Here is a 12,299-nt window from a genome sequence, read left to right as displayed (position 1 = left end):
TGCGAAACATCCTATATTTCTTTTTCGCGAGCATTTAATAATTTAAGTATGCGGCGGACCGAAGTCCGCCGGCACCATCATCAAATGCCCACATTTATCGACTGTTAATTTTTAAAGAACTTGCTCTGTGCTGCTGCGGCTTGGCGACAAAGCGTTTTGTTTGTCAGCCGCGAAGAAGAAAGAGTATGAAGCGTTTCGCTTGTTTCGTCAACCCCTGCTTTTTACCGCGCTTCCATTCTGATCGGCATCCAGTGCCTCTCGTCAGGGAGGCGCACTATAGCCAAACACCCGCCACCTTGGCAAGACCTTTCTGGTGTCAGCGACGGATATCGGTGTGCTATCGTAGCGACGGCTCCACTCCATCCTATTTCGCTCTCTTATGACTATCCCACACATCACTCCGACCCGCGACGACGCCCTGGCAACCCTGCTTGATAAGGCCATCAACAACAAGACCAAGCCGCTCGGCAGTCTGGGCGTGCTGGAAACGGTAGCCAAGCAGATAGGTCTGATCCAGAAGACGGCCCAGGTGGAATTGGCGCAACCGGCCATTCTGGTCTTCGCCGCCGACCACGGCGTTGTCGCCGAAGGCATTTCAGCCTACCCGCAAAGCGTGACCTGGCAGATGGTGGAGAACTTCCTGGCCAAGGGCGCAGCGATCAATGTGTTTGCGCGCCAGAACGATTGCGCCTTATATATAGTAGATGCGGGCGTGAACCACGAATTCGGCCCGCGCGACGGCTTGCTGAGCCGGAAAATCGGCCCGGGCACGCGCAATTTCGCGGCGGAGCCGGCGATGACGGCGGAACAGTGCGGCGCCGCCATCGACGCCGGCATGGCCCTGGTGGCGGAGCTGGACGGCGACGTGATCGGCTTTGGCGAAATGGGCATCGGCAACACCACGGCCGCGGCCGCGCTGATGCACAAGTTGACCGGCATTCCCGTGGCCGAGTGCGTCGGCGCCGGCACCGGACTGACGGCCGACGGCATTTTGCACAAGCAACATGTGATCGAAGCGGCCGTGGCCCGCCACGCCGGCGCCACCGAGCCGCTGGACGTGCTGGCCACCTTCGGCGGCTTCGAAATTGCGATGATAGCCGGGGCCATGCTGCAGGCGGCCGAACGGCGCATGGTGCTGCTGATCGACGGCTTTATCGTCACCAGCGCATTGCTGGTGGCGGCGCGTCTGCAACCGGCGATTCTGGACTACTGCATTTTCTCCCACTGCTCGGACGAGAGCGGCCATCAGCGTCTGCTCGACAATCTGCACGCCCGCCCGCTGCTGCGCCTCGATCTGCGTTTGGGCGAAGGCACCGGTTCGGCGCTGGCCTTGCCGCTGCTGCACGCGGCCGTGAATTTCCTGCGCGAGATGGCCACGTTCGAGTCGGCCCAGGTCAGCGAAAAGTCGGCATAAGGTCCGCCGCATGCCGCGTCCGTTCGCCGCCGTCCTGCATCAGTGCCGCCTGTTCTTTATTGCGCTGCAGTTTTTCACGCGCTTGCCGATTCCCCGCTGGGTCGGGTTCGAGGCCGCCTGGCTGCACCACGCGTCGCGCTATTTCCCGCTCGTCGGCGTCGTCGTGGCAGCCATCGCCGGCGCCGTGTACGCGCTGGCCGCCTGCCTGTGGCCGGCGCCGGTCGCCGCGCTGCTCGCGACGGCGGCCGGCATCTACGCCACCGGCGCCTTCCACGAGGACGGCTTCGCCGATATGTGCGACGGCTTCGGCGGCGGCATGACGCGCGAGCGCGTGCTGGAGATCATGAAGGATTCGCGCATCGGCGCCTATGGCGCGATCGGCATCGGCTGCCTGCTCGCGCTGAAGTGCCTGGTGCTGTCGCTGCTGCCGCCGGCGGCCATGTGCGGCGCGCTGTTCCTGGCCCACCCGCTGTCGCGCCTGGCCGCCTGCGCGCTGATCTGGCGCCTCGACTATGCCCGCGCCGAGGGCAAGGCCAAGCCGCTGGCCGAAGACATGACGACGCCGGAGTTTGCCGTCGCCGCGCTGGGCGCCGCCCTGCCCGCCGCCGTGCTCGGCCTGGCCGGCTTGCTGCCCTGGACGGCAATCCTGGGCGGCGCGCTGGCGGCGGCGCTGGCGGCGCTCTGGCTGGCCCGCAAAATTGTCCGCCGGCTGGGCGGCTACACGGGCGATTGCCTGGGCGCCGTGCAGCAAGTCACGGAGGTCGTGCTGTACCTGGCCGTGCTGGCCGCCCTCGGCCGCGGTGCCTGGCACTGACATGCGCCTGATCCTGGTGCGCCACCCCAAGCCGCTGGTCGCACCCGGCCTGTGCTACGGCCGCACCGACCTGGCCGTCGCGCCGGACGAGCTGGCGCGCGCGCGGGATGCCCTGGCGGCCACCCTGGCGCCCGGACTGCCGCTATTTTCCAGCCCGCTGCGGCGCTGCGCCGAGCTCGCCGCGCAACTGCCCTGCGCCTCGCTCAGCGTCGACGCGCGCCTGGCCGAAATCGACTTCGGCAACTGGGAAATGCGCAGCTGGGACGACATTCCCCGCGCCGAGGTCGACGCCTGGGCCGCCGACGTCGCCCACTACCGGCCAGGCGGCGGCGAAAGCGTGCTGCAGATGGCGGCCCGCGTGGCCGCCTTCCACGACGAGCTGGCGCAACGGCAAACCGCCGCCGCCCTCGTCGTCTGCCACGCCGGCACCATGCGCCTGCTGGCGGCGCGCCACGCCGGTCTGCCGCTGCGGGCGATGGCGCAACAGGCGGCCGGAGCACCGCACCAGATCGCTTACGGCCAATGCCTGATTCTCGATTCCTGAGCCGCGCCCGGCGCCGCCGGCGCTTGCCGCACCGGCGCGAAGCCGTATAATGGCGGGGTTTTGGTGCCCGCGCCCATGTCCATGGACGCAGTTAAACGGGAAACGCGATGCCATTTTTTCCGGCAAACGTGTGCTGCCCCCGCAACGGTAAACAAGTGTCGCCCACGGGCGGCGAGCTGCCTCTGACAACCACTGTGCATCGCATGGGAAGGTGGGGCGGTCCGACTTGTCAGCCCGGATACCGGCCAAAACAGGTGGAAGTGCGGGGCCGCAGCGGCATCGTCCCTTCCGTTGAATCTGACTTGCGGGGACGCAGGCCGGATGTTTTTTCCGATGAAACGACTAACATGACTGCTTCCGTACTGCCCCGCCGCGCCCCGGCAATGACTCCGCGCGCGTGCGCTTCCGCTATTTCCCTGTGCTTCATCGCGGCCGCGCCGGCCCTGGCCCAAGACGCGCCCCGGAGCCAAACCCTGGCCCCGGTCGTCGTCACCGGCGCCCGCTTTACCAGCGATCCGGCCATGTTGCCGATCGGCGCCACCGTCATCACGGCCGACGAAATCCGCCGCGCCGGCGCCGGCAGCGTCGGCGAGGCGATCAACAAAATCGGCGGCGTCTTCGGCCGCAAAAGCCTGACCGGCAGTTCCGACTACGTCTTCGACATGCGCGGCTTCGGCAGCAACAGCAGCAACAACATGGTGGTCGTGGTGGACGGCGTACGCATGTCGGAAAATGAACTGTCCGAGGCTGCGCTGTCGACCATTCAAATCGACAGCGTCGAACGCATCGAGATCACCCGCGGCGGCAGCAGCGTGCTGTACGGCGACGGCGCCACCGGCGGCATCATCAACATCGTCACCAAACACCCGGGCAAACAAGGCGGCCGCGGCACCGTGTACGCCGAAGTGGGCCAGCTCGGCCAGCGCGAACTGCGCGCTTCGGCGACGCAGTCGTGGAACGGTTTCTCGCTCGACGCCGGCATCGGCGCTCAGCGCAGCGACAACTACCGCGACAACAACAAATTCGAGCAAAACAACTACCACATCGGCGCGCAGTGGGCGCTGCAGAACGGCCGCGTCGGCGTGCGCCTCGACCGTGCCAACCAGGACTACCGCCTGGCCGGCGGCTTGTCGTTGGCGGAATTCCATGCCACACCGCGCAAGACCAATTCGCCGAACGATTTTGCCTCGTACGACAGCGACCGCCTGACGGCCTTCATCGAACGCCGCATCGGCGCCTTCGACCTGGCGGCAGAGCTGTCGCACCGCGAAAAGACCGCCAAGTCGACCTATTACCGCAGCAACGGCCCATCGAACTCCGTCTACGAAAGCAAACAGACCCAGTTCTCGCCGCGCCTGCGCCACTTGGGGCAATTCGGCGACCTGCTCAACGAAATGGTGGCAGGTATCGACCTGATCCGCTGGAACCGCACCACCAGCTGGATGGACGACTCGTCGCAGAAATCGCAGGCAATCTATCTGCGCGACGAAATCAAGTTCGACGGCCCTCACCGCGCCCGCGTCGCTGCCGGCGTGCGCCACGAGACGTTCGACAAGGATTCCTTCACGCGCGGGCAGTTTGCGCGCACCAACTACGACTTGAAGCAGAGCCTGAACGCCTGGGACCTGCAGGGCAGCTACGACGTGGCGCCGCTGGTGAACCTGCACGCCAAGGTGGGCCAGAGCTACCGCATCGCCACATCCGACGAGAACGGCTCGACGTCGACCGGCGCGCCGCTGTTGCCGCAAAAATCGCGCGACCTGGAACTCGGCGCCACCGTCGGCGACAGCGCGCACAGCCTGACGGCGCGCTTGTTCCGCCATCGGCTGACGAACGAGATCTACTACGATCCGACCCTGATGCAATATGGCGCCAACACCAACCTGGCCCCGACCAGGCGCGAAGGCATTGAAATCGAAGGCAAAGCCCAACTGGCCGCCAACTGGCGCCTGAGTGGCCACCTGCAGCACGTCAAGGCGACCTTCAGCGAAGGCCCGCACGCCGGAAAAACCATGGTGCTGGTGCCGAAAAACACCGTCTCGATGCGCCTGTCGTGGCTGCCGAACGACGGCCAGAGCGCCGACGTCGGCGTGCAATGGGTCGACAGCCAGCGCTACGGCGGCGACTTCAGCAATACCTGCTCCGGCCAGATTCCCTCATTCACCACGGTCGACGCCCGCTACGCCAGAAAACTGGGCGCCTGGGAATTCGCCCTGAGCGGAAAAAACCTGAGCGACAAAAAGTACTTCAGCAACGCCTACGCCTGCAACGGCGGCATCTATCCTAGCGATGGACGCCAGCTGAAAGTCTCGGCCCGCTACGATTTCTAAGCCGGCCTGAGCCAGGGGAGCGCGGCGCCGCGCCGCGTTCCCCTGCATAATGCAATTCCCAATTCGCCATAAGGCCGTGCATGCATCCTTTTTTCCGCAACATGCGCCACCGGGCCGGCATCCTCCTCGTCGCCCTGCTCGCCCTCGCCCTCGCCAGCCTGATCTTCTCCGGCATGACCGGCTCGATCGCCCTGCCGCTCGCCGACCTGCCCGGCGCCCTCGCCGAGATAGCCAGGGGCCAGAGCGGCTCGCTCGCCGCCACCCTGCTGGAGCTGCGCCTGGGCCGCGCGCTGACCGCCTTCGTCACCGGCGCCGCGCTGTCGCTGGCCGGCGTGATGATGCAGGCGCTGCTGCGCAATCCGCTCGCCGAACCCTACGTGCTGGGCGTCTCGACCGGCGCCTCCGTGGGCGCCCTGGCGGCGCTCATGTTCATGGGCGCGCTGTGGGTGGTCGACGCGGCCGCCTTCGGCGGCGCCGTCGCCGTCTCGACGCTGCTCTACCTGTTCGCCCGCGGCGACCTGCGCGGCGGCCGCGCCGCCGAGGGTGGCGCCGCGCTGCTGTTGCTGACCGGCGCGATCCTGTCGGCGGCCTGCATGGCCGTCGTCACGCTGATGCTGTCGATCGCGCCGGAAAGCCGCCTGCGCAGCATGGTGTTCTGGATGATAGGCGACCTGTCCGGCGCGCCGCTGCGCCTGACCCCGTGGCTGGTGCTGGCGGCGGCGCTGCTGTTCGCGCTGCGCAGCGCGCGCTCGCTGAACGTGCTGGCCCTGCACGCGGACGCCGCCGCCACGCTGGGCATCCGCGTCGGCGCGCTGCGCAAGGGCCTGTTCTTCTGCTCCGGCCTGCTCACCGCCAGCGCCGTCACCAGCGCCGGCAGCATCGGCTTCGTCGGCCTGATCGTGCCGCACGCGCTGCGCTTCGCCTGCGGCCCCGACCACCGCCTGCTGATCCCCGCCGCCACCCTCGCCGGGGGCACCTTCCTGGTGCTGGCCGACACGCTGGCGCGCACCGTGCTGGCGCCGCAGCAATTGCCGGTCGGCGTGGTCACCGCGCTGGTGGGCACGCCGGTCTTCCTCTACCAGTTGCACAGACTGCGGCGCATATGATGCTACAAACCCGACAACTGCGCCTGCAAATCGGCGCGCGCATCCTGGTCGACGGCCTCGACTGGCAGGTCGGCGCCGGCGAGTGCTGGAGCGTCATCGGCCGCAACGGCGCCGGCAAGAGCACGCTGCTGCACACCCTGGCCGGCCTGCGCCAGGCCGATGCCGGCAGCGTCGCCATCCAGGGCCGCGCGCTGGCCGACTGGCCGCTCGACGAACTGGCGCGCCAACGCGCCTTCCTGGCGCAGTCGCGCAGCGACGCCTTTGCCTACCGCGCCATCGAAACGGTGCTGGCGGCGCGCCACCCCTACCACGCCAACCATTATTGGGAGGGCAGCGACGACCACCGCATCGCCCTCGCCGCGCTGGACTCGATGCAGGTGGTCGAACTGGCCGAGCGCGACGTGCGCACGCTGTCCGGCGGCGAGCGCCAGCGCGTCGCCATCGCCGCCATGCTGGCGCAGGACACGCCGCTGCTGCTGCTCGACGAGCCGGCCAACGCCCTCGACCTGGCGCACCAGGTCGGCGTCATGGCCGTGCTGGCGCGCCTGTGCCGCGAACAGGGCAAGAGCGCCGTCATGATCGGCCACGACCTGAACCTGGCCTACAGCGTCTCCAGCCACGCGCTGCTGCTGATGGGCGACGGCCGCTGGCTGGCCGGCCCGGCCGCCGAGGTGATGCAGGCGTCCGTGCTGAGCGACTACCTGGGCCATCCGATCGACATCATCGAACACGGCAAACGCCGGATTTTCATTGCAAAGGAGGAAATAGCATGAGCGATACCAAGGACAACAGCGCCGAAACCCAGGCCATCAACGAGCGCCACCGCGCGCGCATGGAGCGCAAGAAGGCCGTCATCGACTCGAAGATCGCCGAGGCGCAAAAGGAAATCGGCATCATCATCGTCAACACCGGCAACGGCAAGGGCAAGAGTTCCAGCGGCCTGGGCATGGTGATCCGCGCCATGGGCCACGGCATGAAGGTCGGCGTGGTGCAGTTCATCAAGGGCGCGATGTCGACCGGCGAGGAGAAATTCCTGCGCCGCTTCCCCGACGAGGTCAGCTTCCACGCGATGGGCGAAGGCTACACCTGGGACACCCAGGACCGCGAGCGCGACACGGAAAAAGCGCTGCTGGCGTGGCAGCAGGCGAAAGCCTTCATGGCCGATCCCGGCATCGGCCTGGTGCTGCTGGACGAACTCAACATCGCCCTGAAGTACCGCTACCTGGACGTGCACATGGTGATCGCCGACCTGCTGGAGCGGCCCGACATGCAGCACGTCGTCATCACCGGCCGCGGCGCGCCGGCCGAGCTGGTCGCCATCGCCGACACCGTCACCGACATGACCGTCGTCAAGCACGCCTTCAACGCCGGCATCGCCGCGCAGGCCGGCACCGAATGGTAATGGCGCGGCACATCGACGTGCCGGTGCTGCTGGTGGCGGCCGTGTCCTCTGGCCAGGGCAAGACCACGGTGACGGCGGCGCTGGCGCGCAAGCTGGCCAGGCGCGGCCAGCGCGTGCGCGTCTTCAAATGCGGCCCCGACTTCATCGACCCGATGCTGCTGGAACGGGCCAGCGGCGCGCCGGTCAAGTCGCTCGACCTGTGGATGGTCGGCGCCGAGCACTGCCGCAGCCAGCTGGCGCGCGCCGCGCAGGAGGCCGACGTCATCCTGATCGAGGGCGTGATGGGCCTGTACGACGGCACGCCCTCGTCGGCCGATCTGGCGCGCGCCTTCGGCTTCCCGGTGATGGCCGTGATCGATGCCTCGGCGATGGCGCAGACGGCCGGCGCGCTGGTGCACGGCCTGCGCGACTACGGTCCGGTCGAGATGGCTGGCGTCATCGCCAACCGCGTCGCCAGCCCGACCCACGCCGCCATGGTGGCCGCTTCGCTGCGCGATATTCCACTGTTCGCGACCATGCCGCGGCAAAGCCGCTCGATGCCCGAGCGCCACCTCGGCCTGGTGCTGCCGGGCGAGGTGAACGACCTCGACGCCATGCTCGACGAGCTGGCCGAACAACTGGCCTTCGACGAGGCCGCCTGGAGCAGCCTGCGCGGCACGCGCATCGAGGTGCCGCCGGCGGCGCCGGCCCCAGCCGCCGCGCTGCGCGGCAAAACCATCGCCATCGCCCGCGACGCCGCCTTCGCCTTCCTGTATCCGGCCAACCTGGAGACGCTGCGCGAACTGGGCGCGACGCTGCAGTTCTTCTCGCCGCTGGCCGACGAGCCGGTGCCGGACGGCGCCGACGCCGTCTACCTGCCGGGCGGCTATCCGGAACTGCACGCGCAGACGCTGGCGCGGGCGGAGCGCTGGCGGGCCTCGATCCGCGCCGCCCACGCCGCCGACCTGCCCATCGTCGCCGAATGCGGCGGCATGATGGCCCTGGCCGATACGTTGACGGACCAGAAAGGCGAAAGCTGGGCGATGGCCGGCCTGCTGCCGGGGCGCATCGTCATGCAGGCGCGCCTGGCCGGCCTCGGCTCGCAGGGGCTGGCGACGCCGCACGGCACGCTGCGCGGCCACACCTTCCATTATTCGCGCCTCGAAACGGCGCTGGCCCCGGCCGCCCACACCGTCAAGCATCCGTCCGGCGCCGCCGGCGAGGCGCTGTACCGCGCCGGCTCGCTGACGGCCTCGTATTTCCACGCCTACTTCCCGTCCAACCCGGCCGCCGCGGCGGCCCTGTTCCTGCCGGCGGCGGTATGACGCGCACCCTCGTCTTCGGCGGCGCGCGCTCCGGCAAAAGCGCCTATGCGGAAAGGCTCGCCATCGCCTCCGGCAAGGAAGTGGTCTACATCGCCACCGCGCGCGCCGGCGACGATGAAATGGCCACGCGCATCCGCCACCACCGCCAGCAGCGCCCGGCCGAGTGGACCACCGTGGAGGAAACGCTGGCCCTGGCCGACGCCGTGCTGCGCCACTGCGCGCCGACGCGCCTGGTGCTGGTCGACTGTCTGACGCTGTGGTTGTCGAACCTGATGTTTTCCGGCGGCGCCGACTACCCCGACGTCGGCGACATCGCGCTGCCGGCGCAGTTCCACGAGCAGCGCCAGCAATTCCTGGCGGCGCTGGACCAGGTCGCCGGCGACCTGGTGCTGGTGTCGAACGAGGTCGGCATGGGCATCGTTCCCTACGGCGCCATCTCGCGCAGCTTCAGCGACGAGTCCGGCCGCCTCAACCAGGCCGTCGCCGCCGCCTGCGACCGCGCCGTCTTCGTCGCCGCCGGCCTGCCAATGGTGCTGAAGGGCGCGCCATGCTGAGCGGCCTGTCGCTGCCCGCCGTCGCCCTGCTGCTGCTGGCCGGCGTGCTGCTCGACCTGCTGTTCGGCGAGGTGCGCCGCTGGCACCCGCTGGTCGGCTTCGGCAACTGCGCCAACGCGCTCGAACGCCGCCTCAACCGCGGCCGCCGGCGCCTCGGACGCGGCGCGCTGGCCTGGATCGCGGCCGTCGTTCCGCTGACGGCGCTAAGCGCCTGGACCTGCGGCGCGCTCGGACTGGCTGCGCACGCCGTCATGCTGTACTTCTGCATCGGCCTGCGCAGCCTGCGCGAGCACAACCTGCCGATTGCGCAGGCGCTGGCGCAGGGCGAGCTGGCGCGGGCGCGCCTGCTGACGGCGCGCATCGTCAGCCGCGACACCGCGCAGGCCGACGCCGCCGACCTGGCCAAGGCCAGCGCCGAGTCGCTGCTGGAAAACGGCAACGACGCCGTCTTCGGCACGCTGTTCTGGTTCGCCGTCGCCGGCGGCCCCGGCGCCGTGCTGTTCCGGCTGGCGAACACGCTCGACGCCATGTGGGGCTACCGCAACGCCCGCTTCGACTGGTTCGGCTGCTGCGCCGCCCGCATCGACGACGCCCTCAACTATATTCCGGCGCGCCTGACGGCGCTGTCCTATGTCGCGCTGGGCGCGACGCTGGCCGACAAGCGCCGCGCCTGGCGCTGCTGGCGCACGCAGGCGCCGACCTGGGACAGCCCGAACGCCGGCCCGGTGATGTCCAGCGGCGCCGGCGCGCTGGGACTGGCGCTGGGCGGCGCCGCCACCTACGACGGTGTCGTCGAACAGCGCCCCGTGCTGGGCGGCGGACGGCGCGCCGGGGCGGCCGACATCGGCCGCGCCTGGCGCCTGGTCGCCAACACGACGGCGCTGTGGCTGGCCGGCGCCGCGCTGGCGGCAGCCTTCCATTACCTGATCAGGAGTCCACATGCTTGAACACGGCGGCAATTTGCGCGACGCGGCGGCCCGCTTCGGCCGCGCGCCGGAAGACTGGCTCGACCTGTCGACCGGCATCAACCCGCACGGCTATCGGCCGCCCGCGCTGGCCGCCGACGCCTGGCACCGGCTGCCGGAAACCGACCCGGCGCTGGCGCGGGCCGCCGCCGCCTTCTACGGCGCGCCGCTGATGCTGCCGGTGGCCGGCACCCAGGCCGCCATCCAGGCCCTGCCGCGCCTGCGCGCGCCGTCGCGCGTGGTCGTCGCCGCGCCATCCTACGCCGAGCATGCCCACCACTGGGCGCTGCACGGCCACAGCATGCGCCAGGTGGCTTACGCCGACCTCGACGCGGCGGTCGGCGACTGCGACGTGATGGTGGTCTGCAACCCGAACAACCCGACCGGCGCGACGCTAGCGCCGGAGCGCCTGCTGCAATGGGCCGGCCAGTTGGCCGCGCGCGGCGGCTGGCTGGTGGTCGACGAAGCCTTCGGCGACACCGCGCCCCGGCACAACGTGGCCGCGCACAGCGGCCAGCCCGGTTTGATCGTACTGCGCTCGGTCGGCAAATTTTTCGGCCTAGCCGGCGTACGCCTGGGTTTCGTCGCTGCCCACCCGGACCTGCTGCGCGCGCTGGCCGAGCTGCTCGGCCCCTGGGCCGTCAGCGGCCCGGCGCAGCAGATCGCCCTCGCCGCGCTGGGCGACCAGGTCTGGCAGGAGCACACCCGCGAACAGTTGCTGGCCGCCGGCGCGCGCCTGCAGCGGCTGCTGAAACAGCACCGCATCGACGCCAGCGGCAGCGCGCTGTTCCAGTGGTGGCCGGAAGCGCAGCCGGAGGCGTTCTGGCAGCACATGGCCGAACGCGGCATCTGGGTGCGCCTGTTCCGGCACGCCGCGCGCGGCATCCGCCTCGGCCTGCCGCCCGACGAAGCCGGCTGGCGGCGCCTGGAACGGGCATTGGACGAATGGAGCAAGGACCAACAATGAACAAAATCTTATGCGCACTGGCCTGCGCCAGCGCCTGCCAGGCCGGCGCCGCCATCACTGTGCATGACGACGACGGCGCCGCCGTCACGCTGCAAAAACCGGCGCAACGCATCATGGCGCTGGCGCCGCACGTGACGGAACTGCTGTTTGCGGCCGGCGGCGGCGGGCGCATCGTCGGCACCGTCAACTTCAGCGACTATCCAGAGGCGGCCAAGCGCATTCCGCTGGTTGGCGACAACCGCGAGGTCGACATCGAGCGCGTGATCGCCATGAAGCCGGACCTGCTGGTGGTCTGGCGGCACGGCGCCGCGCCGCGCCAGATCGAGATACTGCGCCAGCTCGGCATTCCGATGTTCCACAGCCAGCCGAAAACCCTGGACGGCATCGCCGACAACCTGGTGCAACTGGGCCGCCTGATGGGCACCGACCGCGTGGCGCAGGCGGCCGCGGCCGACCTGCGGCGGCAACTGGCGGCCCTGGCCGCCAGGTACGAGAAGCGTTCGCCGGTGCGCATGTTCTACCAGGTCTGGGACAAGCCGCTGTACACGCTCAACGGCGCGCATATCGTCAGCGACGCGATCCGCCTGTGCGGCGGCGAGAACGTCTTCGCCGCGCTGAAAACCACCGCGCCCGTGCTCAGCCCCGAGGGCGTGCTGCAGGAAGACCCGGAGGCGATCGTCGGCAGCGCCGAAAAAACCGTCTCGGCGGGCGGCGTCAACATGTGGCGCCAGTATCCGTCGATGACGGCTGTGCGCAACGACAACCTGTTCGCGCTCAACGTCGACCTGCTCAACCGCGCCGGCCCGCGCATGATCCCCGGCGCCGCCGCCCTGTGCGAAAAACTGGAGCTGGCGCGCCAGCACCGCAAGAATGGAGCGCCGCCGTGAGCTTCCCCTATT

The 12,299-nt window shown here is 69.2% G+C and carries 12 protein-coding genes and 1 riboswitch; all 12 genes read left to right on the top strand.

What is annotated here, in order from left to right; genetic code table 11:
- The first annotated feature begins 379 nt into the window (after nucleotides 1-379).
- The 12 genes from cobT to OIK44_RS19905 all read left to right on the top strand — a co-directional run bounded on the left by cobT (nucleotide 380) and on the right by OIK44_RS19905 (nucleotide 12,287).
- Nucleotides 380-1,414 (top strand): nicotinate-nucleotide--dimethylbenzimidazole phosphoribosyltransferase, encoded by a 1,035-nt coding sequence (cobT, locus tag OIK44_RS19960; protein ID WP_273673289.1) that lies wholly within the window; start codon nucleotides 380-382, stop codon nucleotides 1,412-1,414.
- A 10-nt stretch (nucleotides 1,415-1,424) separates the two neighbouring features.
- A complete protein-coding gene (locus OIK44_RS19955; protein WP_273673287.1) occupies nucleotides 1,425-2,228 on the top strand; it encodes an adenosylcobinamide-GDP ribazoletransferase in 804 nt (267 codons plus the stop codon).
- 1 nt (nucleotide 2,229) lies between these two features.
- Entirely contained in the window at nucleotides 2,230-2,772 is a 543-nt protein-coding gene (locus tag OIK44_RS19950) for a histidine phosphatase family protein (RefSeq protein WP_273673285.1), read from the top strand.
- 44 nt (nucleotides 2,773-2,816) lie between these two features.
- A riboswitch (cobalamin riboswitch) is annotated at nucleotides 2,817-3,036 on the top strand.
- A 119-nt stretch (nucleotides 3,037-3,155) separates the two neighbouring features.
- Complete coding sequence (locus OIK44_RS19945) at nucleotides 3,156-5,102, top strand: TonB-dependent receptor (protein WP_273673284.1); 1,947 nt, start codon at nucleotides 3,156-3,158, stop codon at nucleotides 5,100-5,102.
- 80 nt (nucleotides 5,103-5,182) lie between these two features.
- Nucleotides 5,183-6,208: a FecCD family ABC transporter permease gene (locus OIK44_RS19940; RefSeq protein WP_273673283.1), complete on the top strand. Its 1,026-nt coding sequence runs from the start codon at nucleotides 5,183-5,185 to the stop codon at nucleotides 6,206-6,208.
- Entirely contained in the window at nucleotides 6,208-6,981 is a 774-nt protein-coding gene (locus tag OIK44_RS19935) for an ABC transporter ATP-binding protein (protein WP_273673309.1), read from the top strand. Before OIK44_RS19940 ends, OIK44_RS19935 begins: the two co-directional genes overlap by 1 nt.
- Nucleotides 6,978-7,610 (top strand): cob(I)yrinic acid a,c-diamide adenosyltransferase, encoded by a 633-nt coding sequence (cobO, locus tag OIK44_RS19930; protein ID WP_273673282.1) that lies wholly within the window; start codon nucleotides 6,978-6,980, stop codon nucleotides 7,608-7,610. Before OIK44_RS19935 ends, cobO begins: the two co-directional genes overlap by 4 nt.
- Nucleotides 7,610-8,914, top strand: a complete 1,305-nt coding sequence (locus OIK44_RS19925; protein WP_273673280.1) for a cobyrinic acid a,c-diamide synthase CobB — start codon at nucleotides 7,610-7,612, stop codon at nucleotides 8,912-8,914. Before cobO ends, OIK44_RS19925 begins: the two co-directional genes overlap by 1 nt.
- The gene (gene cobU / locus OIK44_RS19920) at nucleotides 8,911-9,468 is read left to right on the top strand and encodes a bifunctional adenosylcobinamide kinase/adenosylcobinamide-phosphate guanylyltransferase (RefSeq protein WP_273673278.1); all 558 of its coding nucleotides are present in this window, start codon (nucleotides 8,911-8,913) and stop codon (nucleotides 9,466-9,468) included. The genes OIK44_RS19925 and cobU overlap by 4 nt, the downstream gene beginning before the upstream one ends.
- A complete protein-coding gene (locus OIK44_RS19915) occupies nucleotides 9,462-10,415 on the top strand; it encodes a CobD/CbiB family cobalamin biosynthesis protein (RefSeq protein WP_273673276.1) in 954 nt (317 codons plus the stop codon). The genes cobU and OIK44_RS19915 overlap by 7 nt, the downstream gene beginning before the upstream one ends.
- A complete protein-coding gene (gene cobD / locus OIK44_RS19910; protein WP_273673274.1) occupies nucleotides 10,408-11,400 on the top strand; it encodes a threonine-phosphate decarboxylase CobD in 993 nt (330 codons plus the stop codon). The genes OIK44_RS19915 and cobD overlap by 8 nt, the downstream gene beginning before the upstream one ends.
- Complete coding sequence (locus OIK44_RS19905) at nucleotides 11,397-12,287, top strand: cobalamin-binding protein (protein ID WP_273673272.1); 891 nt, start codon at nucleotides 11,397-11,399, stop codon at nucleotides 12,285-12,287. Before cobD ends, OIK44_RS19905 begins: the two co-directional genes overlap by 4 nt.
- The last annotated feature ends 12 nt before the right edge of the window (nucleotides 12,288-12,299 follow it).

Source organism: Janthinobacterium fluminis (assembly GCF_028595325.1).
Classification (GTDB): domain Bacteria; phylum Pseudomonadota; class Gammaproteobacteria; order Burkholderiales; family Burkholderiaceae_D; genus Janthinobacterium; species Janthinobacterium fluminis.
This window is presented reverse-complemented; position numbering and strand designations above follow the sequence as displayed.